The following is a 24990-nucleotide window of genomic DNA, read 5'->3' as shown; positions in this document are numbered from 1 at the left end:
CAACAAATTACATTAATGTGATGCTAATTAGGTACAACAGACCGCTTCAGAGGACGAGTACTGATACCTCCGTCCTTTTCTAACTTCTTACCAGCAATGATATCAGCAATATCATCTCCCGTAAGAGTTTCAAACTCAAGAAGGTTCGCAGCAATCGCGTGTAATGCATCCGAATGCTTTGTTAAAACATCCTTTGCTTCAGCCAAAGCCGTAGATACGATCGACTTTACCTCATCATCTATCAAATTTGCCAAATTTGTAGAGATGCGCTCATGGGCTTCATCACTATGATACAACGGCCCTACACTATCGCTCATACCCCACTTCATAACCATGGACTTTGCGAGATCTGTAGCCTGCTTTATATCAGAGGAAGCCCCGCTCGTAACTTTATTATATCCGAATATCAACTCTTCAGCAGCCCGACCACCCATAGCAACCGTCAGATCCGCAAGCATCTTCTCCCTAGTGTGGGATACCCTATCTGTTTCAGGCAACCTCATCACCAACCCCAAAGATCTACCACGTGGTATTATGGTCGCCTTGTGTATTGGATCAGATGCTGGATTGTGAAAAGCCACTACAGCATGCCCCGCTTCATGATATGCAGTCAGCCTACGCTCCTCTTCACGCATGACCATGGACTTTCTTTCAGCACCCATCATAACCTTGTCGCGTGCGTACTCAAAATCACACATAGTGACGATCTTTTTATCCAACCGCGCAGCTATTAACGCAGCCTCATTCACCAGATTAGCCAAATCAGCTCCCGAAAACCCCGGTGTTCCTCTAGCTATAACTCTCAAATCAACATCAGGAGCTAACGGAACCTTTTTCGCATGCACAGCTATTATTTTCTCTCTACCATTGATATCAGGAATCGATATAGTCACCTGCCTATCAAACCTCCCAGGCCTCAATAGTGCAGGATCTAGCACATCAGGACGGTTCGTCGCAGCTATAATCACAACTCCTTCATTTGACTCGAAGCCATCCATTTCTACTAGCAGCTGATTCAGCGTTTGCTCACGCTCATCATTACCTCCCCCAAGACCAATGCCCCGGTGACGGCCTACTGCGTCTATCTCATCTACAAAAATTATACAAGGAGCATGCTTCTTACCCTGCTCAAACATATCACGCACCCTGCTGGCACCCACACCAACAAACATCTCCACAAAATCGGAACCCGATATGCTAAAAAACGGCACATTTGCCTCACCAGCTATAGCCCTGGCTAATAAGGTTTTACCGGTACCCGGAGACCCTATAAGTAAGCATCCCTTGGGAATTTTACCACCAAGCTTTGTAAACTTCTGGCGATGCTTTAAGAAGTCAACTATCTCTATTAACTCCTCTTTTGCTTCTTCTATACCCGCTACGTCATCAAACGTTACCTTTCCGCGGCTATCAGTCATTAAACGAGCGCGAGACTTACTGAAGCCCATGGTTCGATTCCCACCCAGTTGCATCTGCTTGAGAAAAAGGCACCAAATCACCACCAAAGATAGCATGGGCAGGCACGAAACGAATAAGCTACCAATGACACTCAGTAAGGTTACTTCTGAAACAAACTCAAACATTACCTTCTGAGCATGCATGGTCTTAATCAGGCCATCATAAACTACCCCATGGGTGCGAAACTTAACACCATTGTGAAATTTTCCGGAAATTTCGTGCTCAGTAATGCTTACACTCTCAACACTACCATCTTCCAGCCTTACCAAAAACTCGGAAAAAGGTATAGAAACTTCCTTACTTCCTATTATCCTGTCACCAAAATGGGCATATAGCATAGCAGCAAGTGCGATCACTGCGGACCACACAATTAAGCCCTCGACCACTCTCCTAAAGTTCACGATAAGCGACCTCTATTGATCTAGCTGATTACAAATTAGGTTCATCATCCTCTCCTTTAGCAAGACCCTCTCTATGCTAACGACAGGGACACCATTTATATTATGCTTTTGCAACGGGTAGGCAAGAACTTTATCCCCGCAGATCAACACAGGCAACCCTTGTACTACATATTTGTTTATACCCCGCAAATGCTCCGGTATAGGATTAGAATCTAGCGGGCTGATGCATACCTGCATCGCAGAAGCAGCCTTGCGTTCTGTTACACTACCACACGTGGATTCCTGTTTTTCCGACATCTCAGAGGTAGAAGGTAAAGACGTGTCAAAGCAATCTGAGAATTCAATATGTAACTCAAATCTAGAGTCCCACAGTAGACGTGTCTCACCGTGCAAATAAGTTTTAGGGACTATACTGGATACTTCCCTAGCAACAATAATGTTACTATCACACGTCTTGAGTATCATACAGCCATGCAAGGTAAAAGAAGCAAAACCAGCAGTAGAACGTACCTTAGAGAGCGCAGAAGAGAACTTAGAAAACCTGGGCTTCAAAGGTTTGTTGCCAATAGTCATGATGAGAAGCAGAAACAACCTGCTGGCGATCTCATCCTGCAAATTACGAAAAACATCGTGCTTGATTACTACGTATCCGAAGGGAGTAAATTCCAAACAGCTGTCCAAAGCATTCTGTACATAGTGTAAGATACAGCTTAAGGACCGCTGCATATGCAGAGCTGTGCTGCTTAGCCTGCTTATCAGTATCTCCGGATGCTTGCAGTTATTTATAAAGTTCCGGTAAAAAGTTCGTCTGTATTTTGGGTCACTATTGCTAGGGTCTTCAATCCATGGTTGCTGATGTTGAATAGCATATTCTTGTATTTCCCGACGTGTAAAATCTAGCAAAGGTCTAATAATTGTCACATCCCCAATCACAGAGCGCTCCCTTATACCAGCAAGCCCATCTATGCCACTACCTCTCTCTAAGCGGATTAATACTGTTTCTGCCTGATCATTTTTCGTATGCGCTGTAAGAAGAACCTTCACGTTATGTGCAGAGCACCATTGCAGCAACAATTGGTACCGTATATTTCTAGCAACAACTTGAGACTTTTTTCGAATAGGGTTCTCCCAGTGCAGCATGTGACACTCCAGCCCTAGCATAGTGGCTTGCTCGTGCACGAAGCTAACTTCATTTCTAGCTTCAGGTCTAAACCCATGGTTTACGGTAAGAATAGTCGGCGAACCAACAGATGCTGAACTCTTATGAAATAGCGCGACAAGACGCATAAGCGTCATGCTATCTACACCACCTGAGACAGCAACAGCATACTGTGCATTGGGAACGATATCGCGCAACTTACGGAAAGAGCTAGATTCAAATCCCACAGACATCCCAAAATACGGAAAGAGGGGGATTCGAACCCCCGACACATTGCTGTGTACACACTTTCCAGGCGTGCGCTTTCGACCACTCAGCCATCTCTCCCCGGGTTGGATTCTAGCAGAAAAGGCAATATTTGTACAATAGTGCGGTATCACAATTTATAGAACGTTTAGAAAGCTCTTGCCTTCTATCAAGCCTGTGTTAAGAACAGCGTGGCAGGATTTGCTATAAGTAGCATTGTTATCGACCCGGTTATTATAGCTAGCGGTGTAGTGGTATGAAAGTTAGGAAAAGCGGCTTATGCGTGGGCTCAGTAGCTTTCATCACGGGGATGTTCACAGCGTTGATGGCGGCATTTCTACTAATACCAATGACAGTGAGCTTTTTGACTGGTAGCACCGACTGGGTAGGGTTTGCGGGCGCGTTTGCTATTGCATCAAGCGCTGGTGTATTGTGTATTTTGAACGGCAAAAGACCGCGTTCTATCAGGGGTACAGAAGCTATATACCTCGCTTGCTCTGTGTGGATTGCACTCACATTAGTTGCTGCAGTGCCCTTTGTATTAGCAGATACTACTAAGCTGTCCTATGTGGGGGCAGTGTTTGAGGCAATGTCTGGCCTTACAACCACAGGTGCGACGGTGATGAGCAACTTAAGCCAGAAATCTCATGGTGTCTTGTTATGGCGGGCCATGTTGAATGCTATGGGGGGATTGGGTGTAATCACGATTGGTATATTCCTGTTACCCAATCTTAAAATGGCAGGATTAAGAGAAATCTACAACACAGAAGCACTTGGTCGCGAATGTAAATCTGGAGTTGTGAGAACAGTCTTGTATGTTACAGCAATATACATTCTACTAATGATTTTGTGCTACGCGTCCTACAATATTGTTGGCATGTCGATGTTTGACGCAATATGCCACGCAATGACTACCGTTTCCACGGGAGGTTTCTCCAATTACGATGATTCACTCAAGCACTTTGATAATGTGAAGATAGAGATAGTGGCAATAGTCTTCATGCTGCTATCTTCTTGTCCGTTTGTTGCATATATACATATTGTGTTCGAGAGGAGGTTTAAAAACTCTCAGTTCTTGCTGTATATGGGAATACTTACAGCGAGCGTTTTGTTGAGTACCGTTCAATTTCAAAACTATGCCAATACAGATGGATATTGGAGTGCGTTTAGGTTTACAGTATTCACCGTAGTTTCGCTAAGTACGTCTACTGGATACAGTATAGGCGATTTCAGCGATTGTTCTTTTATGGTGATTTTAGTAACTATGCTTACCTTGTGTGGCGGATGCGCCGGCTCGACGAATAGTGGCCTCAAGGTGTTGAGATTGCAAATTTTAGCCATCAGTGCATACGATAACATTCGAAATATTTTGCTAAGAGGATGTTCAGAAACTAAGAACATACATATCCCAGATAATGTACGCAATGAGGCAGGATATATCCTGTTCTTATACTTGTTTGTGTTTATACTAGCGTGCTTATGTACTTCTTGGTTGGGGTATGATTTAACTACAGCTATTACAGCAGTCTCTAGCACGCTATCGAATACTGGTATAGGAGTTGGAGCAGTAGTGGGGCCAGAAGGTGATTTTTCTTTGCTAACTGAAGGAACGAAGCTTTTGCTAACAGCTCTTATGCTTTTGGGCAGGCTAGAAATAGTTCCAGTCATAGTGTTACTATCCACAATGTTACGGATTGGTATTCACCGCGTGAAGAGTATGCAGGCCGCGTGTGAAAAAACTTGATGCTTGGTCCAGATGGCTATATAAGATGTACTGGGCTAGTAATCCCATTATCTTGTCTTATAGTATCGTTCGAATAGAGGGTCAAGTAGGTTGTTGCATTCTGCTGTTATTATGGCACCCAGAAGGAGTGTATTCGCTGTTCTCGACATGGGAAGCACGAAGGTAGTGTGTCTTGCGGTCAAAGTAAACGACGAAGGTGTACCAGAAGTTATAGGAGTGGGCTACAAGCCTTCGGAAGGCATTAACGGCGGTGCAATAGTTAATAAACAAAGCGCAGGATGCTCGGTGCTGTCTAGTATTGATCTTGCGGAACAAGTTTCAGCACAAACTATAAGTCAAGTATACGTCACTGTATCAGGCTGCGGGGTAAAATCATCCAACATCTCTAACGAAGTATTGTCAAATGTTCATGAGATCTCTGAGCGTGACATTAGAAGGATCATGTTACAAACCTACGAAAAGTTTTCTGGTGAAGACATAGCAATTCACAATGTTCCGATGGCATATCATTTGGACAATTTAAGTAACATCACAGAACTGGAAGGTCTGTATGGCAGTAAACTGCGTGCAGATGTACATGCTGTCACGGTATCAAAGTTGGCGTTGGTGAACATTGAGCAATGCATAACTAGCAACAATTTAATGATGGGTGGGTGCGTAGCGGAGTCGTATGCGTCGGGATTAGCTTGCATGACTGACGATGAGCGGGAGTTGGGTACTTTGGTCATCGACATGGGAAGCAATTACACTTCCATGGGGTTTTTCTATAAGGGGAAGTACGAACACGCAGATTGCATTCCATTTGGTGGGCATCACATAACGCGTGATGTTTCTTATGGACTATGTGTAAGCTTAAAAGATGCGGAGAGCATAAAGGTCACGCACGGCAGCACGATGCTTTTCTCATCGGACGACGATTATCCGATTGAGATATGCGATGTAGATGGAGAGTTGAAATGTGTTACGAGAGCAGACATTGCTAGCATCATTCGTCCAAGAGTTGAGGAGATCTTAGAGTTTGTAAAAAGCCGGGTAGATGAGCATCGGAATGTAGTAAGTAAGGTTGTCATCACTGGAGGATGCAGCAAATTGCTGGGAATAGAAAAGGTAGCTAGTTCTATACTTAACCGGCAAGTCAGAGTTGGAACTCCTATTAATCTTAAGGGTATGTGGCCGGAATATGTAGGCAAGCCTGAAATGTCAGCAGCTGTAGGTTCTGCTATGCTTATAGCACGTACATTTTATAAGAGACAATGTACAAAAAACAATTCTCATCATCCGGGCAGCTTGGAGAAGGTCCTACGCTGGATAATTACCAAAGTTGAGGCATAGGCATTAAACCCAAGCATGTCCTGAACCCAGGTTATAAAGATCATTATCTTGTTCTGCAGTTATTTCATACAAGAAGATACCCTCGGATTAAAGTCAGGAAAGATGTTAGTGTAGTATTACAGTTATATATTGAGAGATCTCATAGGTGTAACTTCCAAGCATCTCAGAAAATAACTGGCATATCCAAAGCGAACTATGGAAAAGGTGATCGTCACTCATCTCATATTCTTATGAAGATAGAAGAAACCGCTCTGATTTCAACAACTTCTCCCCCTTCAATAGTTTTAGCTAGTAGCCCTGCTACTATGGTTTTTTCGTCACTATTAAGAGCTACGAGGTCCGAAGATACCTTCTTCGCGTTGTCGTCATGATCAGCACTCGCCTTCCCCGAACCAGGCCACCCTTTTCCTAGCTCCAACACGGCAGCCCTAAAACCCTTGAGCTGCCCATCTCCTACGCCACTGCTTGAGGTTCCTTCCCCACAATGTTTCTCAGTCCCATCACTGCTTGTCGAGCCTCCATACTTCTTACCGCCGGATGTCACGCAAACTTTCTTATCAATCTCGGAATGAGAAATCTCCACGGCCTTAGCAAACTGAACGATGTCCTTCCCCGAGGTTTTGGCAAGAGCAGCAGCAAGGTTATCAGTCTGCCCAGTAACAACATCATAAGCTAACTCCTTAGCTAGTAGATATACTGTATCTGCTTCATCTTCCTCATTTTAATAATGAGAGTTATTACGTGGGCTTTTAGTGTACCTATCAATTTGTAGGTAGTTGAGCCGGAAGATCATCATAAACACCATCACCAACAACACGATGGTAGAAGCCACCCGCAAAAGCCGAGATTTCATGAGAAAGCTGATAACTCAACCCAGCTTTTAACCTATAAGCAAGTTTAGGAGTGATATTATAAACACCATCCGTATTAGTCGCAGATTAGCTTCCTCTCGAAGTACAGATAACCTCTGGAAAGTTTTAGAGGAGATTCTTAGATAGCAAGTATTTCATGCTGGGTAAGAGTATAAAGCCACTGTACTGATCTACTAGGTATGGAGAATCGCTGATCGTAGTCTGTTTCGGAGTGATGCAGCTCCAATTTTGCCTAGTGACTTGCTGTGAGCATATAGGGTCGAAGCCCAACGGATTGTGATATGCCCATCAACAACGCCCACGAAGTTACCGCCAAGACCAACACAAGCATAAGGAACAACACCTAAACCTTCACTAAGAAGATCATAACAAGCATTAACCATCACAGAAGTAGAAGAAACCGCCCTGATCTCAACAACCTCACCGCCTTCAATAGTTTTAGCTAGTAACCCTGCTACTATGGTTTTTTCGTCACTATTAAGAGCTACTAGGTCTTTAGCTACAGCTGTCGCGTTGCTATTAGTAGGCCCAACAACGGTTTCGTTGCTTGTCGCGGATGCAGCTCTACCCGTCGGCCAGTTTTTCCCTTCTCCTACCTTCACAGCCCCAACAAAGCCACTGAACGATTTAGGCCCCGTCGCAGCTGAGTCTGCCAGTCCGCTACACTGCGCCGTCTTGTGCGCATTCGTGTTACTTTCCTTCGCGTCGGCATCATAGTCCTTACCCTTGTTCGGTACCAACGCAGCATGCTTCCCACTACAAACCTTCCCATCGATCTTAGAATGAGCAATTCCAAGAGCATTGGCAAACTGAACGATGTCCTTACCTGAGGTTTTGGCAAGAGCAGCGGTAAGCTTATCAGTTTGTCCAGTAACAACATCATAAGCTAACTCCTTAGCTAGTAGATATACTGTATCAGCTTCATCTTCCTTACTACCACTATCTCTAATACCCTTGGTCTTCCTTTTTAATAATAAGAGTTATTGCATAAGCCCCTGGTATAGCTAGCGATTCGTAGGTCACTGACATACTTCCCAGTGTATTCGCAATGGAACAATATCCTTACAATGCAGTATTGAAGTTATATCCTTGCGGGATAACTTCCCAATACCTCAAAAATAACCAGCACACACAAAGTTCAAGCGCCATCACAGAATCAGCTTCATCTTTTTCTAATAATACTGTCGCAATGCAATATATCTCGAGGTAAATAGCTAAAAACTATTGCAGCATGTAATGAGCATTGGTTTAGACGAATTCCTGATCGCATGTGCGCCTCGTTCTCAAAGCAATGCACCCTATGTTCTTATCCAATAATAGATTACTGGATAACCTATCTCCTGAATTTATCTAATAATAAATCCAGGGTTCGCTATTGATGTGTAACCTGGAATATAAAGCATGATAACCAATAATAAAACTTGTGGTAAAAACAATAAAAAACCTGCAATACGAACCAGATATAGTACTCAAGGTAAATTGGATTTTTCTTGAAGGAGATGACTCTCGATAGCTGCATAGTGCTCAAAATGACTATACAGATACCCATATCAACCACTTACAGGATACCAAATAAATGCAACGCTCGTAAACACTCTAAAACAAGCAGCAACAGCAGTCTGTTTCAGTAGTAAGCCTAAGAATCTCTCCTCAAACTTTCTAGACTACTACACGCTTTTAGCTCCTTTTAAGCACCATGATGGACCGGATTATCCCTTAATAAGCACCCGGTTTAATGTATTTGTCTAAAGCAGTAGTAATTCCTTACTTCCTTTCTTCAATCTATACATCCGCTGTTTTTCTTGCAGAGCAAAACCACATGTTCATAAATATACAAGAAGACAAGCTGCTCCCCTAACATATACCATCTTCTATAAGCAAAAGCGTTCTGTTTGTGTGAACCTGCTGTGAATTAGTATGTACTAAGCATAAGCAACGGAATCTAAAACAACGAAAACATGCTCTCCCATAAAAGGCATATGGACTATACCTAGAAGATGTAATAAGAAGCACCCAAAAACAACAGACAAATCCATGGAATAAAACAATTACTAGATGTCACGTTATGGCACCAGCCAGAGTATTGTAATTTCTCAAAAACAAAGCCTAAAACATCTCTTATAACCCACAAATGATATATCTGACAACTACATACTTCTCCAAATAGCCTAGAGACCCAAGCAGCAACCGAAGCCCCCTCAATGCCTTGTAGATGATACTAGCCCCGCGCGGGACGTATTAATAATATCGCTATTGTTAACTTCAGCATGGGTTATGTTGACGGTGAATTTGGCGCGAGATCCGTTTTTTAAGGTTTTTACCTAAAAGAAGAGCCCTTAGCCCTCTTTTTCTACTTCAGACTTACTTTATCAGCACCGCTATACTTCTTATGCACATGTTTCCAACTATTGCGACTTCACATAAATGGCGGAGCTACCTTAGCCTTCATTTATGTGACAATAAACCTACCATCAGCTAACAGCCAACCCACTCGAGCACCACAATAACTATCACAGCAAAAACACTAGCCCCTCGGTACATAGCGAGAGTTATCATCTCTACATACCGCGAAAAACTTACAACAACTGGAAGTTATAGGCGAAAAACCCACCCACACAGGTCAAGAACCACTACACACCACACTACTAAATGCTCAATGGCCTAGTTAATACCCAGCGTCAAGCCAATGATACATGGCGCACTAATGCAACTTCTTCGACGCAACGCCATCTTGCTCCGAAGCGCTAACAGCCTCTCCAGCATCTACCTTGCCATTTTCCAGCTCTTCTTTCATCAGAGTAAATGCTGCACTAGCCGCAGTCTCCACAGCAGATACACGCAAAGTCCTAATAAAGCTCTCTATTCTGAGCTCAAGCTTACCGGTCGCTACATGAATATAATCTTCTAATAGAGCTTCTATCTCCCTCTTTCCCTTCTCCAGGATGTCCTGACACCGCCCTTCCGTTTCCCGGATCATTTCAGAAATGACCCGATCCACCTCCGCATCTCCACGTGACGCACCGGATACCAAAGCATCCAACTTACCCGCTAACATCACCGACTTCCGAACCGGCCCCTCTACCCCACAAGCACGCTTAGCAAGGAACTTTTTTGTGAATTTACGCACCGGATTAAAAGCCAATGCAAACCCCACACAAAAAGCAAGATCCACAATTATGTGCGCACTTATCATAACCTCTTCTCGTATATTCCCGTAACTAACTCCCTTATTCTACTCTTCTTGACCCTTCCAACACCACTGACTTTTGCACAATACATCGACGCAACATCTATAGACAACGAGATCAACTCTTCCTTCTTTTCACGCTTCAGAGATTCCAATCGCTCATCAACCTCAGTGAGCATCTCATTGACCCCTGATTTCAGGAGCTCCTTAGCTAGCTCAACAGCATTTCCAAGGTCACTAACCACCTTCTGCTCCAGCTCTCGAGCACGCTGTTGCGCAGCCTCAAGCACTACCATCTGCTTTACAAGCTTATCTTGAAGAAAATCACAAGACTCAAGAGAGACACCGAGAGCACCATTATGCTCCACCAACCTGCTACTGATAATAGACTCGACCTTCGGAACAACAACACACCTTACTACAACATAGAGCAGCAGGAACGAACAAACAAACCAAAAAATCTGCGAAGGATAGACCGAAAAATCTAGCTGCGGTACTACATCCATGACTAACTAGCCAGCAACAAATATCAACAACAAAGCAAGAAGGAAGGAGAATAGCCCCATAGCTTCCACCAACGCAGCGCCAGTATAAACATACTTTTTGAGCTTTTCTTCCGTTTCCGGATTACGCGCAATACCATTAAGCATAGCAGAGAAAACAGCAGCTACACCTAAAGCAGATGCCACCATACCAAGAACGCTTAACCCCACAGCCAAAAACCTAAGTGAGTCCATAACCACCACCAGTGCAAATTTCAACCTTATGAATTATAAGAACTAGCTATGTGAAGTCAATGAGTAATTAGCCTCCCAACCCCAATGAGAACCCAAGACGCACAGCCTATACTAAGATTTCAAAACTACAGGCCACATAAAACACACTCCAAGTAGCTCCCGCCAACCAATAGTGAATTATTCTACCCAGAATTCACACTTCACCTAGTGCCCTGCAACTGCATCAGAAAGGTATACAGTAGTCAAGACCGTAAATATATACGCTTGCAAAATCGCAACAAAAATCTCAAACGCTATTAGCACCATTATGAACGCGAACGGCAACGGCGCTAATACTGGATGCATTTTCAGAACAAATTCTGCAATAACTGCAATGATAGTGTGACCAGCGATCATGTTAGCAGCTAACCGTATCGCCAAACTCACAGGCCTAGCCAAATACGCAAACAGCTTTATAAATACCATCATAGGCGCCAACCACAGGGGAGTACCCTCTGGAAGAAAAATCCTCAAAAAATGTAACCCTTGGTGATTAAACCCAAGTACCGTCACGCTTGCGCAAACAACCACAGACAAAGCCAACGTAACAGAGACATGACTTGTTGCGGTAAAACCAAGCGGCAGAATACCTATAATATTACACGCCAACACAAATAGGAATATGCTAAGAACGAAAGGTATATACCGGAGACCACCAACCCCTGCATTACTCTCTATAGCACCCACAACGAAGTTGTAAATCAACTCAACTGCAGTATGCGACATACTCGAAGACCCATCAGTCCTCTTGCGTAGTGCACAACACAGCAGCACCGCAGAAACCAGCGATGCCAGAATCATGAAAAGCGCGCAATTAGTAAAGCTTATATCCATTCCGAACGGCATTGGAATCTCAAGCAACCTAACCACTTTAAACTGCTCTAGCGGACTCAAGCTATATCCAAAATTTGTTATATGCTACAGTATCGTGCAGAACAAATTTGTAGTCAATCAGGTTGTGAGTGTTTTCATAGCATCATTAAGAAAGATATGCTGTCCTATGTTGTTGCTTGGGGTAGTAGTATATATTCAACACACGGAAAATGAGAGATCGTAACGATACATCCAGCCATACCCTACACAAGTTTGCCATGTCTCTGGGTCACATGTATACTATCAGCATAGAGCTTAGTTATTTGCTATGACTACTCAGTTTCTTGATGCGGCCTTGCCTATAATCCATTCTGCGGGATACTCTGAGATTTCCGAGTATATTACTCATTCTATATACGTTGATAGAGGCATACTATCAGATCTTCCAGATATTGCCTCCAAGTATGCGGGACGCGGATTTATAGTGGCAGATTCAAATACTGTAGCTCTATTGAACAAAGCGGTACTTCAACATTTTGACTCCTATGTCATTCAAGAAGAATATTACGCCTCTGAAAAATTGGTTAATGACATAAAAAATGCTTCAAAGAATGCGGATTTTCTGATCGCCTTGGGCAGTGGCTCTATAAACGACATCTGCAAGTACGTAAGTTTCATTACAGGCAAGGAGTATATTTCATTTCCCACGGCGCCATCAATGAATGGGTATACATCACCAAACGCTTCTATTACCATGGGCAATGGAATAAAAAAATCACTTTCAGCAAAGTTACCAAAAGCAATTTATATAGACGTTGACGTGCTCACTAATGCACCGCAAAGGATGATAAATAGCGGATTTGCCGATTTTATATGTCGGTCTACTGCCCGCGCCGATTGGCTTATCTCGAGCATATTGTTAGGAACACCATACAATGAGTTGCCATTCCTTATTACTGAAGCCAGCTCACAAGAGTTATTGGAGAATTACCGGGGATTAAAGCTTAGAGACAGCGCCACAATAATGGTACTAATGCAGGCTTTGATATTGTCGGGAATAGGTATGCTAATAGTGGGCAGCAGCCAACCTGCTAGTCAAGGCGAGCACATTATAGCAGGAGTAACAGAGCTGTTAGACAAGCACAGCTTTCTACATGGAGAGAGAATAGGAGTCTCTACCTTGTGCATGGCCAGGCTACAGAAGAGCATATGCAATGGTCATAGGCCCTTTTTAAGATCCACCCTGTTGGATAAGAATACTTTACTACAGCATTTTGCCCAACACTATGTACATGAATTCTATAAGACGTTATCAAAGAAGTGGATAGACGCGGAAAAAGCAGAACACCTCAACCACATAATGGAGAAGCAGTGGTGTAAGATTTCAGCAATGGTTCAAGGCAAAGTCATAGACCATGTACACTTGTACAGCATACTAGAATACCTGGAAGCCCCGACAGAACCAGAACACGTTAGGTGGTCTACAGAGCAATACTACTCGATAGCTAACATGGCTTTTGCCACTAGAGACAGGTTCACATTTCTAGACATAGCCCACCACGCAGGAATATCGATCTCTTAGGTTCTGATAACTCAAGCCAGCCTTTAACCTATAAGCAAGCTTAGGAGTGATGTTCTAGACACCATCCGCATCTGACACAGTTTAGCTTCCTTTGAAGTACAGATAACCTTTATAAAGTCTGTGGGGATATATGAGATAGAATGTTATTGCATGTTAGGTAAGATTGTAAAGCCACTGTACAGACCCGCTCTGTATTTGTAAATGGCTGAATCATAGTTGGCTTCGTGAGTGATGCAGCACTAATTTTGCCTAGTTACTTTCTACGGGCATATAGGGTTAAAGACGGACGGATTGTGCTGTACTCGTCAACAACACCCACGAAGTTACCACCGAGACCAACACAAGCATAAGGAACAACGCCTAAACCTTCACTAAGAAGATCATAACAAGCATTAACCATCACAGAAGTAGAAGAAACCGCCCTAATTTCAACAACCTCACCACCTTCAATAGTCTTAGCTAGTAACCCTGCTACTATGGTTTTTTCTTCAGGGGTGAGCTTCTTAGTTAAGTCTCCCGCTACAGCTTTGGCGTTGTCGTTATTCGATTTAGACGTTTCACTCGACGTAGGCCAGTTCTTAGTACCATCACTCAATGTGTTAGAAACAAAGTCATGCAGAGCCTGAGCCTTCTCCACCCCGGTGTCTGTGTCCGAACTCTTTTGGTTCTTACCACCACACAATGATGTACCAGCATTGCTACTATCACCCGCACCAACTATATACTTTGCAAACCTGTTCGTAGTATCACCATCCTTCCGCTTTGTCTCACACACCTTCTTACCAATACCGGAATTAGAAATCTCCACGGCCTTAGCAAACTGAACAAAGTCCTTCCCCGAGGTCTTGGCAAGAGCAGCGGCAAGGTTATCAGTCTGCCCAGTAACAACATCATAAGCTAACTCCTTAGCTAGTAGATATACTGTATCTACTTCATTCTCTCTAATAATACTCTTCCTCTATCTCTAATACCCTTGGTCTTGTTTTCAATAATAAGAATTATTGCATAGGCTCCGGCAGATCATCATAAACGCCATCTCCCACAACACGATGGTAGAATCCACCCGCAAAAGCGGAGATTTCAGGAGAGAGCTGATAACTCAAGCCAGCCTTTAACCTATAAGCAAGCTTAGGAGTGATATGCCCATCAACAACGCCCACGAAGTTACCTCCAAGACCGACACAAGCGTAAGGAACAACGCCTAAACCTTCACTAAGAAGATCATAACAAGCATTAACCATCACAGAAGTAGAAGAAACCGACCTGATTTCAACAACTTCACCACCTTCAATAGTTTTAGTTAGTAACCCTGCTACTATGGTTTTTTCGTCAGAGGTGAGCTTTGTGAGGTCTGTGGCTACAGCTTTGGCGTTGCTATTAGGGTCACCTTCTATGTTCTTGCTGCTGCCGTCGCTTGCTCGCCCTCTAGGCCAGTTTTTACCTTCACCGACTTTCACAGTATTAACAAAACCACTCAACGTCTTTGGTCCTGTCGCCCCCGTCGTATTTCCCAAACCGCTACACTGTGTTGTCTCCTCGTTGCTGTGTGTCGTCGACAACTCCGCAACATACTTCTTCCCCTTAGCCTTAGTTATAGCAGCATGATCCCCACTACAAACCTTGCTATCAATATTAGGATGAGAGATCTCCACCGCCTTAGCAAACTGAACGATGTCCTTACCTGAGGTTTTGGCCAGAGCAGCAGCAAGGTTATCAGTCTGCCCAGAAACAACATCATAAGCTAACTCCTTAGCTAGTAGATATACTGTATCAGCTTCATCTTCCTTACTACCACTATCTCTAATACCCTTGGTCTTGAAGCGCTCGTAACCAATCTCAAGCTCAACCCTGGCACCACCAATACCATAACCAACACTGCCTTCCATAGCTACAAGCATGTTGTCCTTAAACCCAATCCGAGGATCAGGAGTGTTCCAGTCAAACTTGTGTGACTCTAGCTTTACACTCTTTCCATCCTTTAAGTATGGATATACTGCCTTAGTCTCTCCGTTACTCTCCCTTATACTAAAATCTCTTATCTTGCTAAACGCTGGACTGTAATCCAAACCAACATAGAAATATCCCGCACCACCAGTCTCCAAAGCGCTAACGTCATCATGAGCCCTGACATCATTCCCAGCCATGACTATAGCCATAGACATCATTACGCTTCCTAAAGAAAAGGCTATTTCGAAAAAGGAAGGTCTGCCTTTTAAAGAAAATGAGAACATGCTGGGTGCAGTAGCACGTGCTAAATTTGCTTAATTTACATACATAAGAATAGTAATCTCCCATAGCATTACGCACGTTTCATGAACAACAATATATAAGTCCTATACAAGATATGTGTGCATCTAGTGTGCCAGAGCCAAATCTGTTAAGAGTGGTGGTGTACTCCGTTATGGTGTGCTAAAAACACTATCATGCTGTGCCGTTTAAAGAACACTGGAGGTTGTGAAGTTATGAGGGAAGTACTGGTGCCTTATGCAGGAGTATCACCGTCTGTAGATAGCACTGCATTTATCGCAGGTAATGCCCGTATCATAGGAGATGTTTGTATAGGTAAGAATGCCAGCATATGGTATGGAACCGTACTCAGGGGCGATGTGGATAAAATTGAAGTGGGTGAAGGTACAAACATTCAAGATAATACAGTAGTACATACAGATAGCATGCATGGTGATACTGTAATAGGTAAATTCGTTACTATTGGCCATAGCTGCATATTGCATGCTTGTACTCTTGGGAATAACGCCTTTGTGGGTATGGGATCAATCGTTATGGATCGTGCAGTGATGGAAGAGGGCAGCATGTTAGCTGCAGGTTCACTGCTCACTAGGGGTAAGATTGTAAAATCTGGAGAGTTATGGGCAGGTAGGCCTGCAAAATTTCTACGTATGATGACTGAAGAGGAGATTTTATACCTACAAAAATCTGCTGAAAATTACATAGCGTTATCGCGTGGATACTTATAACAAGGTATTCATCTATGGTTTGACATTAGTGTCTTTTGGTGATTACACTGCCTTTCAATCTGTGTTTTTTGTTTTAGTTCTGGTTTGTATTTATGGGTGATGCTGTAGAAGTTAGGGCTGAGAATCTTGGTGGCGAATCCATTCTAGAAGCTCCGATTCGGGTAATGAAAAAGGTGGGAGATACTGTATCTGCAGAAGATGTGCTCTTCATTGTTGAAACAGACAAGACTTCTCTTGAAATATCAGCCCCTGTTGCTGGTGTTCTCACAGAGTTGAGAGTTGCAGATGAAGAAGTGATTACCAAGGGGCAGGTCTTGGCTATCATACGGCCACAGGGTGAGGCTACTGCAGAGGGTGTTAATAAGGAGCCAGAGAGCAAGGAGGAGGTGCCTGCTCAACCCGTTGTTGCACAGGCAGTGAGCACTCAAAAACCGCAGGAAAAGACAATTATTGAAGGCAAAGGTCTAGTAACTCCTACTGTAGAAGATTTTGTTGCAGGAATCAACACAACTCCTACTTCTAGAGCTTTGGGTATGAGTGCTAAGAGTGAACAAGACAAGAAGATAGTTGCTAGCCAGCCGTCTAAGGATCTGATGAGTTGCCATGGCGACGTGGTGGGTGAAAGACGCGTGAAGATGAGCAAAATCCGCCAAGTTATAGCTGCTAGGCTTAAGGAGTCACAAAATACCTCTGCTACACTCAGCACCTTTAATGAAGTTGATATGAGCAAAGTGATGGAGCTCAGAGCTAAGTACAAAGATGCCTTTGTGAAGAGGTATGATGTTAAGCTTGGGTTTATGTCCTTCTTTATCAGAGCGGTTGTGCTAGTCCTTTCCGAAATTCCTGTGCTGAATGCGGAGATTTCAGGCGATGATATAGTCTACAGGGACTATTGTAACATTGGAGTCGCGGTAGGTACCGATAAGGGGTTAGTGGTGCCTGTTATCAGAAGAGCGGAAACTATGTCACTTGCTGAAATGGAGCAAGCACTTGTTGACTTAAGTACAAAAGCAAGAAGTGGCAAGCTCTCTGTTTCTGATATGTCTGGTGCAACCTTTACTATTACCAATGGTGGTGTGTATGGGTCGCTATTGTCTACCCCTATAATCAACCCTCCTCAATCTGGAATCTTGGGTATGCATGCTATACAGCAGCGTCCTGTGGCAGTAGATGGTAAGGTAGAGATAAGGCCTATGATGTATTTGGCGCTATCATATGATCATAGAATAGTTGACGGGCAAGGTGCTGTGACGTTTTTGGTAAGAGTGAAGCAGTACATAGAAGATCCTAACAGATTGGCTCTAGGAATTTAGGGGGTTTTTATGGGGCGGGGTACAATAACCATCCACTCCAAAGAGGATTTTGCCTGTATGAGAAGGGCTGGGATGCTTGCAGCTAAGGTGCTTGATTTTATAACGCCGCATGTTGTTCCTGGTGTGACTACTAATGCTCTGAATGATCTATGTCACGATTTCATCATTTCTGCCGGGGCTATTCCAGCGCCTTTGGGCTATAGAGGGTATCCTAAGTCTATTTGTACTTCGAAGAATTTTGTGGTTTGCCATGGCATTCCAGATGATATTGCATTAAAAAACGGCGATATAGTTAACATAGACGTTACTGTGATCCTCGATGGTTGGCACGGGGATACTAGTAGGATGTATTGGGTTGGTGATAACGTCTCTATTAAGGCTAAGCGCATTTGTGAGGCAAGTTATAAGGCATTGATGGCGGCGATTGGTGTAATACAGCCAGGTAAGAAGCTCAATAGCATAGGGTTAGCTATAGAGGAAGAAATCAGAGGTTATGGATACTCCATTGTTAGAGATTACTGCGGACATGGGATAGGTCGCGAATTTCATGCTGCTCCTAACATAGTTCACTACTATGACGAAGAGGATGATGTTACGATTCAGGAGGGAATGTTTTTCACTGTTGAGCCAATGATCAATGCTGGAAAGTATCATACTGTGCTAGATAAGAAAGACGGATGGACAGTTACAACGAGAGACTTTTCCCTTTCAGCGCAGTTTGAACATACCTTGGGTGTAACTGAAACTGGCGTTGAGATTTTTACTATGTCGCCAAAAAATTGGCATTGTCCGCCATACCTTTAAGTAGGATATTTTTGTTATGTGTAAAGCGTGTGGCAGGGTAATGTTAGGTGCATGTTCTGTTGACGATGTGTGCTGATAAGAAATTGTACAATCATACTGCGTTGGAAGTTAGGAATATGTACTTATGAGTGCTAATAAGCTTGCTGTGTTATTAAGCGAAGCCGCTTCAGTTTTGAAAAGAGTAGGAATAGATACACCGGGGTTAGACGCTCGACTAATTGCGGGACATGTTTTGGGTTTAAGTGAGCATGAGGTGCTAATAAATCCAGATTTAGTTGTTACTGCTGCTAAAACAAAAGAATTTTTTGAAGTTATTGCAAGACGTTTAGCCGGGGTACCAGTTTCGCATATTTTACGCAGACGAGAATTCTGGAGTATTGATTTTGCTGTAGGCCCTGATGTCCTAGATCCCCGGCAAGACACAGAGACCATAATATCTGAAGCTATAAAGCTGCATAACAGAAATCGTAGAATAACTATTGCAGACTTAGGCACGGGAACGGCATGTATAATTATAGCGTTACTATCGCATTACAAAAATGCAGTGGGGGTAGCTTTTGAGAAAAGTACCAAGGCTTATCGAATTGCGCATCAAAACCTGCAGCAACATGGCATGACAGGACGGGTACGTTTACACAGAGCAAGCTGGGAAAAGTGCAATGGAAAGTTTGACCTCATAGTTAGCAATCCTCCCTATATCAAGAGGTGTAAGATTTCCGGACTGCAACCAGAAGTGAGATTATACGAACCAATGGTCGCATTAGACGGTGGTGTGAGGGGTATGGAAAAGTACCTACAGATTTTTGAGATATTACGCAGGTGTTTAAAGCCTGATGGCAAGGCTATACTGGAAATTGGGGAAGATCAGCATGCAATACGCACTGAGGCTTTAAGATATGGTATGAAATTTTGCCATTATGTTTATGATTTGGCAGCAAAGCCTAGGTGTGTTGTATTTAAGAGGCTACACTAATCATATGATACTATGTTGGAATAAAAACGTAACACAAGAGTCTTATTGTGACATGATGATTTGAGACGTAATGCCATTTTCTTCGTAAGCATCACGACAAAACTCCTACTCCGTCATTTGCTCACAAATGGCGAAGCCATAGTAATATTATATTGATTTCCGACAGAAATCTGAGCGCTTCTATAACCTTGAGCGAATCATCTCAGAAGCAGCCACTATCACCAAGACCGGCAGAAGCATAGTAACAACTTCTAAGCCTTTCCCTGTCTCTAGAAACCACAAGCAAGCTTAGGAGTGATATGCCCATCAACAACACCCACAAAGTTACCCCCAAGACCGACACAAGCATAAGGAACAACACCTAAACCTTCACTAAGAAGATCATAGCAAGCATTAACCATCACAGAAGTAGAAGAAACCGCCCTGATTTCAACAACCTCACCGCCTTCAATAGTTTTAGCTAGTAGCCCAGCTACTATGGTTTTTTCTTCAGGGGAGAGCTTTGTTAGGTCTCCAGCTACAGCTTTGGCGTTGTCGTTAGTTACGGGCTTTGGAGACCCGCTCCCTCCGTCTGTAGAGGTAGGCCAGTTCTTACTTCCATTTCCTAACAGAGTGTTCTCTACAAACTCCTTAAGATACTGTGCCGTGCTAGCACCGCTACTCGCTCGTCCCGAGTCACCACACAACGACGTGTTATCGTCACCCGACTTAGCTCCTGTAGTAGCCGCATACACCCCGTATCCCCCGCTTCCACCATTCTTCTTCGTCACACAAACCTTCTTACCAATGCCGGAATGAGAAATCTCCACCGCCTTACCAAACTGAACAATATCTTTACCAGAGGTCTTAGCAAGAGCGGCAGTAAGCTTATCAGTCTGCCCAGTAACAACATCATAAGCTAACTCCTTAGCTAGTAGATATACTGTATCTGCTTCATACTCTCGAATAATAGATCCTTGAACAGCTTTATATAAAACTCTAGGTATTGGATTATAAATCCCTAGATCATTCCACTAATATTACACTCTAGAACTCGCTCTCTCTCCTGAACAACCTTATAATCTCAAATTCAGCATTAACCATCACAGAAGTAGAAGAAACCGCCCTAATCTCAACAACCTCACCCCCTTCAATAGTCTTAGCTAGTAACCCTGCTACTATGGTTTTTTCTTCAGTGGTAAGCTTTGTTAGGTCTCCGGCTACCTTCTTCGCATTATCATTGCTTGAAGATCCAGTATCCGTAGAAGTAGGCCAATTCTTACCATCTTTTAGTGTTCTCTCTGCAAAGTGCTTTAAATATTCCGGGCTTGTACCTGTACCACTTTGGCTAGCGTTTCCCTTAGCCCCACATAATGTCCTCGTATACGGATTAGAGTCTTGAAACGTAGCCTCATACACACCATATTTAGTGTTCCCGCTTGCTGGTTGTGTCTTACAAACCTGTTCATCAATTGAAGGATGAGAAACCCCAACAGCCTTAGCAAACTGAACGATATCTTTACCGGAGGTTCTGGCAAGAGCAGCAGCAAGGTTATCAGTCTGCCCAGTAACAACATCATAAGCTAACTCCTTAGCTAGTAGATATACTGTATCTACTTCATACTCTCTAATAATACTGTGGAAATACAATAACAGATTCTCAGATAACCTACCTGATAATGGCACTCCAGAAAAACACATTAGAACAACCATAGATTTATAAACCAGGATTGCTAATCTTGTATCTAGTACTTAGAGGATTAGAAGGATATAATGGCGCACATTCCTAATTCTATTCCTATGCCATAATGCAGTACTTCGTTGATGGTTATGCCATAATGCAGTACTTCGTTGATGGTTTCGTAGCCTTTCTCATACTTCCTTGTATATTGTCGTTACTATACCCCGTATCAGTGAGATTATCTGCTGCCCTTGGTGCATACATGTCTTATGCAGTTGCGGGGTTATTAAGCGCTTCTGTAGGCTTTCTTATATACTTAAGGATTGTGGATGACTTCTCGTTCGAGAACGTTTTCAATAATTCACATTCTCTACAGCCAATACTATACAAGATTACCGGTGTATGGGGGAATTATGAGGGGTCTTACCTTCTATTTTTGTGGCTCCTAAGTGTGTATACTGCCGTCATGGAATTTGCTCATAAGGCAATAACCTGAAAAACTTTTTAGCGCCCCATTCTAGTGAGGTTTACGGTTTTTGGTGTGATTTTTTCAAAAGTATTTTCCTCCTTTCCTTCAAGACATATCGTATAAATAGTTACATAGCACTGTTAATTACCTATCCATCTCAGCCATGGACCCTTCCTTAGCATGCTTATACTATAGAGCTATAAGCCCTTTGCTCCCTTGCGCCTGGCTACTCATGAGATGATAGCACCAGCAGATTTAACCACACGATACATACTGTAATTTTTGATCTTTGAAAAAACTCACATTAATGATGCCAACTTCTTCTCTCACGTTGTTACCTAGCATGACAATTGGTGGGCTTTACAACGGAATGTTTTACACAAAACATTCATAATGCATACTGAAGCTTCTTACACACTTGCTAAAGAAGCACCTTTGCCCTGTTGTCCGCGATAAATGCACAAAAGTGCAAGAAATACAAACAAAAAACCCCCTAATATCGCCAAAGCTCCGCCAAACGAAAAACAATGTTTCGCTATCTTTGAAGCAGTGTCCGGCAAATAAGTAACCTTACGTAAGGCACCATAACCACCTAGTAGCTCCAAACCCGTTATGTGAAGTATTTGCCCTATGCTGTAGAGACCTAGTTGAGCATTTCGCCACTTGAGAGATACTTCCCTATAACCCAAACTCGGAAGTATAGTGTATACAAACCCCATAAATGCAGCCGTCATCCCCACAACACAGCCGTGATAATGTGCTGGTATCGTCACAGTACCATGCATACTCAAAATCCCCAGTATGCTGCCATAGATGAACATAACCGTTGAATAAAGCAAGTGGCGGTTGCTGCTTTGCATTATCGCTCTTGTATTACACAAAGCAAAAAATACCAGAAATAGCGGTATGACTCCTTCTGCAATGCGCATGTGCCAGGTAAAGAATGTCGCTAAAGCGTCAAAATCTGATGGATAGATAACATGCGAAGCCGAAGCTATAAGAATAGATGCTGTGTTTAATAGAAACACCGCGCTCAGTAAGTATGGATGTGTCAATTTGCAATTTTTCATTTCAAGTAGCAAAACCACAAGAAAAGCCTGACTGAAGACACCCTGTAGCATGTGCCCCGCACCCCAAAATATCTGTTCGTAGAAATATAAACGGTCTGTTGTGTTACTTGTAACAGCATGCGCCGAAGTAAAGCATATAAGAACCGCTGTAAGCATTGCAGATATCCCATATACCCCAGCCGATATAGGAGATGAAGTGAGAGCATTCCTGCGGTAGAGTAGCGGCAAAGTATTTAGTACAACACCTGCAAAAAATAGGGTTAAGCCTACAAAAAAAGTGCTGTTATCTATAACCGGTATGTAGTTACTCTTAATCGGTATAGAATCCTTGCTTATGGCTGATAGCGCTATAAGTACAGTACCCACTGCAGATAATCCCCAGGTATAGCTAAAAAATTTTGTTTTCTCCTGAACGGCCATACTTATCAATATAGAAGATATAGAACATAGCCATACCAATACTGAAAAGTTAACATGTATTACCAGAGATAGGTCAAATATCCTATCTGGTTCAGGAATCACAGATTTCAGAAATGGCATCCTGAGAAATACAATCAATATGGATAAAATCCCCGATATACCCAAAGCATGAACAGCTACCATCAACCATCCACGACACAGTTCCTTGTTAGCATTGTTAATGGCAACCATACACAGAGCTATGCGGTAAATGGGTATGGTACAAGTAGCCTAGCTGACATGCAAATAAAAAAGGTAGAAAACCTCTAAAATTGCATACCGTACTCATAGAGGCGTTGAGCGTTCAGCAGCATAAAGTATTAATAAGAGATGAACGATTAAATATATTTATACCTACTTGAGAATTTTTAAGATCCATTTTTCAGAGCTAGAGCTTGACATGTAAAGGCTTCTGCTTCTAATCTTCCCTAGTACGTAGTTAGACTGGGATTTGTTACATGTAGAATACCTCCTTGTGTGCAACATGGCTCTCCTTAGGCAGTGGCTGGAGTTTTTTGTCATGAACGGTGCAATATTGAGGTATCGTTCCAACATCTCAGTTGAAATGCCTTGTGGTCAATCTGCGTAATAAGTAGAGTTGGCCTCGCTGTGTATGTACAATGGGAGCTCTCTGTACATCATGTTTTTACTGCGTAAAGAGTTGGGAACAAGACATAGTTGTCTGTCGCCAGCAAAGGGTGTTCTGTGAATTTTTGTAGGGTAGTAGCTTGAGGAAAATCTTTCCTAACTTGTTGACTATTTTTCGGGTACTAGCAATACCTGCAGTTGTGGCAAGCTTCTATATAAATTACGGGGCGTGTACACAGTATGTAACGCTGCTCATTTTTATATTTGCTTGTGTCACAGATTTCTTCGACGGTTATCTAGCTCGCATGTGGGGTGTGCAGTCACGGTTTGGTAGAATATTTGATCCCGCAGCTGATAAACTCATAGTATTGTCTACTTTCGTAATGCTTGTTTATACAAATAAAATCACTGGTATTCCCGTATTGTTCGTAATAATCATCATGTGCAGGGAAGTGCTTGTATCGTGTATGAGGGAGTTTCTCATAGCAGCCAACATAAGTGTACCTGTAAGTGAAGTTGGGAAGGTGAAGACTGTCATGCAGATGATTGCGACCGCATTGCTGATTCTTAACTATGAATTTATTGTGCGTCTGGGTGAGATATTTCTGTGTATAGCAGCCATACTATCTCTGCATTCCATGTGCTTATATACACGCAACGCTATCATGGAAACGAATAAAAAATAATCTTCTGAGGCTTGGTATACTCAGAGATCTGTATATAACACACATATTTATACTTCACAGAGTATTAGAAAGTAACTTCTACACTCTGCACGGTAAGGCTCTCTATAACTGTAAAACCCCAATTTCTATACCCAAAGTTTAACCATATCTATTACAATAGAATCAACGGCCATAAACCCTCAGCTCAGTATGGCACCAGAGGATGACTTCGCCGTGAAACTTTACCGGACACCTACAACTCCACATAACAGCAATCAATTGTAAAAACTTACCAAAAAAACCTGCACTGCTTCACTAAGAAGGCAATACACCCTCTTTCACAATCCTGTAATTACTGTAATTCATGACACAGCAGTCGTAAACCTTTCGAACATATATTACAGTACTAAAGACAACGCCTTAGAAGCCGTTCAGCACTTCTCC

General features: G+C 42.9%; 21 protein-coding genes, 1 tRNA gene and 3 pseudogenes. 9 read left to right on the top strand and 16 right to left on the bottom strand.

What is annotated here, in order from left to right; genetic code table 11:
- Positions 1 to 23 precede the first annotated feature (23 nt).
- The 3 genes from ftsH to APHWEB_RS03065 form a co-directional block, all read right to left on the bottom strand.
- The gene (gene ftsH / locus APHWEB_RS03075) at positions 24 to 1859 is read right to left on the bottom strand and encodes an ATP-dependent zinc metalloprotease FtsH (RefSeq protein ID WP_011451224.1); all 1836 of its coding nucleotides are present in this window, start codon (positions 1857 to 1859) and stop codon (positions 24 to 26) included.
- Between the two features lie 12 nt (positions 1860 to 1871).
- A complete protein-coding gene (tilS, locus tag APHWEB_RS03070; RefSeq protein WP_044128622.1) occupies positions 1872 to 3251 on the bottom strand; it encodes a tRNA lysidine(34) synthetase TilS in 1380 nt (459 codons plus the stop codon).
- A gap of 9 nt (positions 3252 to 3260) precedes the next feature.
- A tRNA-Ser gene (locus APHWEB_RS03065) sits at positions 3261 to 3345 on the bottom strand.
- Between the two features lie 175 nt (positions 3346 to 3520).
- On the opposite strand from APHWEB_RS03065, the gene APHWEB_RS03060 reads away from it, so the two are divergent.
- Positions 3521 to 5008, top strand: a complete 1488-nt coding sequence (locus tag APHWEB_RS03060; RefSeq protein ID WP_020849112.1) for a TrkH family potassium uptake protein — start codon at positions 3521 to 3523, stop codon at positions 5006 to 5008.
- A gap of 111 nt (positions 5009 to 5119) precedes the next feature.
- Complete coding sequence (ftsA, locus tag APHWEB_RS03055; protein ID WP_011451227.1) at positions 5120 to 6340, top strand: cell division protein FtsA; 1221 nt, start codon at positions 5120 to 5122, stop codon at positions 6338 to 6340.
- A 220-nt stretch (positions 6341 to 6560) separates the two neighbouring features.
- Here ftsA and APHWEB_RS03050 read toward each other — a convergent pair whose 3' ends face one another.
- The 8 genes and pseudogenes from APHWEB_RS03050 to APHWEB_RS03025 all read right to left on the bottom strand — a co-directional run bounded on the left by APHWEB_RS03050 (position 6561) and on the right by APHWEB_RS03025 (position 12090).
- On the bottom strand, positions 6561 to 6923 hold the full coding sequence (locus APHWEB_RS03050; RefSeq protein ID WP_020849450.1) for a hypothetical protein: 363 nt from the start codon (positions 6921 to 6923) through the stop codon (positions 6561 to 6563).
- Positions 6881 to 7009 (bottom strand): hypothetical protein, encoded by a 129-nt coding sequence (locus APHWEB_RS07080; RefSeq protein WP_329601247.1) that lies wholly within the window; start codon positions 7007 to 7009, stop codon positions 6881 to 6883. The genes APHWEB_RS03050 and APHWEB_RS07080 overlap by 43 nt, the downstream gene beginning before the upstream one ends.
- A gap of 92 nt (positions 7010 to 7101) precedes the next feature.
- The gene (locus tag APHWEB_RS06025; protein WP_080651081.1) at positions 7102 to 7248 is read right to left on the bottom strand and encodes a P44/Msp2 family outer membrane protein; all 147 of its coding nucleotides are present in this window, start codon (positions 7246 to 7248) and stop codon (positions 7102 to 7104) included.
- A 137-nt stretch (positions 7249 to 7385) separates the two neighbouring features.
- Positions 7386 to 8174 (bottom strand): annotated as a pseudogene (locus APHWEB_RS06900) (P44/Msp2 family outer membrane protein); the annotation flags it as partial.
- A 1739-nt stretch (positions 8175 to 9913) separates the two neighbouring features.
- A complete protein-coding gene (locus APHWEB_RS03040; protein ID WP_011451230.1) occupies positions 9914 to 10405 on the bottom strand; it encodes a hypothetical protein in 492 nt (163 codons plus the stop codon).
- Positions 10402 to 10905, bottom strand: a complete 504-nt coding sequence (locus tag APHWEB_RS03035; RefSeq protein ID WP_011451231.1) for an ATP synthase subunit B family protein — start codon at positions 10903 to 10905, stop codon at positions 10402 to 10404. Before APHWEB_RS03035 ends, APHWEB_RS03040 begins: the two co-directional genes overlap by 4 nt.
- Positions 10906 to 10911: 6 nt before the next feature.
- Positions 10912 to 11136, bottom strand: coding sequence for a F0F1 ATP synthase subunit C (locus APHWEB_RS03030; RefSeq protein ID WP_011451232.1), 225 nt, complete (start codon positions 11134 to 11136; stop codon positions 10912 to 10914).
- Positions 11137 to 11340: 204 nt separating this feature from the next.
- Positions 11341 to 12090 (bottom strand): F0F1 ATP synthase subunit A, encoded by a 750-nt coding sequence (locus APHWEB_RS03025; RefSeq protein ID WP_080502917.1) that lies wholly within the window; start codon positions 12088 to 12090, stop codon positions 11341 to 11343.
- A gap of 226 nt (positions 12091 to 12316) precedes the next feature.
- On the opposite strand from APHWEB_RS03025, the gene APHWEB_RS03020 reads away from it, so the two are divergent.
- Positions 12317 to 13570 (top strand): iron-containing alcohol dehydrogenase, encoded by a 1254-nt coding sequence (locus APHWEB_RS03020; RefSeq protein ID WP_011451234.1) that lies wholly within the window; start codon positions 12317 to 12319, stop codon positions 13568 to 13570.
- A gap of 253 nt (positions 13571 to 13823) precedes the next feature.
- On the opposite strand, the pseudogene APHWEB_RS03015 reads toward APHWEB_RS03020, so the two are convergent.
- Positions 13824 to 14551 (bottom strand): annotated as a pseudogene (locus tag APHWEB_RS03015) (P44/Msp2 family outer membrane protein); the annotation flags it as partial.
- Positions 14552 to 14568: 17 nt separating this feature from the next.
- Entirely contained in the window at positions 14569 to 15735 is a 1167-nt protein-coding gene (locus tag APHWEB_RS03010; RefSeq protein WP_044128624.1) for a P44/Msp2 family outer membrane protein, read from the bottom strand.
- 297 nt (positions 15736 to 16032) lie between these two features.
- Between APHWEB_RS03010 and APHWEB_RS03005 the strand changes: the two genes are divergently transcribed.
- The 4 genes from APHWEB_RS03005 (at position 16033) to prmC (ending at position 19635) form a co-directional block, all read left to right on the top strand.
- Entirely contained in the window at positions 16033 to 16545 is a 513-nt protein-coding gene (locus APHWEB_RS03005; RefSeq protein ID WP_011451237.1) for a gamma carbonic anhydrase family protein, read from the top strand.
- Between the two features lie 92 nt (positions 16546 to 16637).
- The gene (gene odhB, locus APHWEB_RS03000) at positions 16638 to 17858 is read left to right on the top strand and encodes a 2-oxoglutarate dehydrogenase complex dihydrolipoyllysine-residue succinyltransferase (protein ID WP_011451238.1); all 1221 of its coding nucleotides are present in this window, start codon (positions 16638 to 16640) and stop codon (positions 17856 to 17858) included.
- Between the two features lie 9 nt (positions 17859 to 17867).
- Positions 17868 to 18662, top strand: coding sequence for a type I methionyl aminopeptidase (gene map, locus APHWEB_RS02995; RefSeq protein WP_011451239.1), 795 nt, complete (start codon positions 17868 to 17870; stop codon positions 18660 to 18662).
- 124 nt (positions 18663 to 18786) lie between these two features.
- Positions 18787 to 19635 carry a peptide chain release factor N(5)-glutamine methyltransferase gene (gene prmC, locus APHWEB_RS02990; protein WP_011451240.1) on the top strand — a complete coding sequence of 283 codons (849 nt, stop codon included), beginning with the start codon at positions 18787 to 18789 and terminating at the stop codon, positions 19633 to 19635.
- A 269-nt stretch (positions 19636 to 19904) separates the two neighbouring features.
- Here the strand turns inward: prmC and APHWEB_RS02985 are convergent.
- Positions 19905 to 20579: pseudogene (locus APHWEB_RS02985) on the bottom strand (P44/Msp2 family outer membrane protein); the annotation flags it as partial.
- 82 nt (positions 20580 to 20661) lie between these two features.
- Entirely contained in the window at positions 20662 to 21315 is a 654-nt protein-coding gene (locus tag APHWEB_RS06895) for a hypothetical protein (RefSeq protein WP_020849654.1), read from the bottom strand.
- Positions 21316 to 21422: 107 nt separating this feature from the next.
- Here APHWEB_RS06895 and APHWEB_RS02975 point away from each other — a divergent pair, with 107 nt between their 5' ends.
- Entirely contained in the window at positions 21423 to 21791 is a 369-nt protein-coding gene (locus APHWEB_RS02975) for a cytochrome c-type biogenesis protein, truncation (RefSeq protein WP_011451242.1), read from the top strand.
- A gap of 383 nt (positions 21792 to 22174) precedes the next feature.
- Here the strand turns inward: APHWEB_RS02975 and APHWEB_RS02970 are convergent, their stop codons facing one another.
- Complete coding sequence (locus APHWEB_RS02970) at positions 22175 to 23485, bottom strand: cbb3-type cytochrome c oxidase subunit I (RefSeq protein WP_020849121.1); 1311 nt, start codon at positions 23483 to 23485, stop codon at positions 22175 to 22177.
- A gap of 536 nt (positions 23486 to 24021) precedes the next feature.
- Here APHWEB_RS02970 and pgsA point away from each other — a divergent pair.
- Complete coding sequence (gene pgsA, locus APHWEB_RS02965) at positions 24022 to 24567, top strand: CDP-diacylglycerol--glycerol-3-phosphate 3-phosphatidyltransferase (protein WP_011451244.1); 546 nt, start codon at positions 24022 to 24024, stop codon at positions 24565 to 24567.
- The last annotated feature ends 423 nt before the right edge of the window (positions 24568 to 24990 follow it).

This window comes from Anaplasma phagocytophilum str. Webster (assembly GCF_000964685.1).
In the GTDB taxonomy this organism is placed as follows: domain Bacteria; phylum Pseudomonadota; class Alphaproteobacteria; order Rickettsiales; family Anaplasmataceae; genus Anaplasma; species Anaplasma phagocytophilum.
This window is presented reverse-complemented; position numbering and strand designations above follow the sequence as displayed.

What these genes read in the sequence shown, in the direction of transcription:
- tilS (WP_044128622.1), bottom strand. Translation starts at nt 3,251, where the DNA reads ATGTCTGTGGGATTTGAATCTAGCTCTTTCCGTAAGTTGCGCGATATC.
- APHWEB_RS03060 (WP_020849112.1), top strand. Translation starts at nt 3,521, where the DNA reads ATGAAAGTTAGGAAAAGCGGCTTATGCGTGGGCTCAGTAGCTTTCATC.
- ftsA (WP_011451227.1), top strand. Translation starts at nt 5,120, where the DNA reads ATGGCACCCAGAAGGAGTGTATTCGCTGTTCTCGACATGGGAAGCACG.
- APHWEB_RS07080 (WP_329601247.1), bottom strand. Translation starts at nt 7,009, where the DNA reads ATGATGTTGTTACTGGGCAGACTGATAACCTTGCTGCTGCTCTTGCCA.
- APHWEB_RS03040 (WP_011451230.1), bottom strand. Translation starts at nt 10,405, where the DNA reads ATGATAAGTGCGCACATAATTGTGGATCTTGCTTTTTGTGTGGGGTTT.
- APHWEB_RS03035 (WP_011451231.1), bottom strand. Translation starts at nt 10,905, where the DNA reads ATGGATGTAGTACCGCAGCTAGATTTTTCGGTCTATCCTTCGCAGATT.
- APHWEB_RS03030 (WP_011451232.1), bottom strand. Translation starts at nt 11,136, where the DNA reads ATGGACTCACTTAGGTTTTTGGCTGTGGGGTTAAGCGTTCTTGGTATG.
- APHWEB_RS03020 (WP_011451234.1), top strand. Translation starts at nt 12,317, where the DNA reads ATGACTACTCAGTTTCTTGATGCGGCCTTGCCTATAATCCATTCTGCG.
- APHWEB_RS03010 (WP_044128624.1), bottom strand. Translation starts at nt 15,735, where the DNA reads ATGATGTCTATGGCTATAGTCATGGCTGGGAATGATGTCAGGGCTCAT.
- APHWEB_RS03005 (WP_011451237.1), top strand. Translation starts at nt 16,033, where the DNA reads ATGAGGGAAGTACTGGTGCCTTATGCAGGAGTATCACCGTCTGTAGAT.
- odhB (WP_011451238.1), top strand. Translation starts at nt 16,638, where the DNA reads ATGGGTGATGCTGTAGAAGTTAGGGCTGAGAATCTTGGTGGCGAATCC.
- map (WP_011451239.1), top strand. Translation starts at nt 17,868, where the DNA reads ATGGGGCGGGGTACAATAACCATCCACTCCAAAGAGGATTTTGCCTGT.
- prmC (WP_011451240.1), top strand. Translation starts at nt 18,787, where the DNA reads ATGAGTGCTAATAAGCTTGCTGTGTTATTAAGCGAAGCCGCTTCAGTT.
- APHWEB_RS06895 (WP_020849654.1), bottom strand. Translation starts at nt 21,315, where the DNA reads ATGTGTTTTTCTGGAGTGCCATTATCAGGTAGGTTATCTGAGAATCTG.
- APHWEB_RS02975 (WP_011451242.1), top strand. Translation starts at nt 21,423, where the DNA reads ATGCAGTACTTCGTTGATGGTTATGCCATAATGCAGTACTTCGTTGAT.
- APHWEB_RS02970 (WP_020849121.1), bottom strand. Translation starts at nt 23,485, where the DNA reads ATGGTTGCCATTAACAATGCTAACAAGGAACTGTGTCGTGGATGGTTG.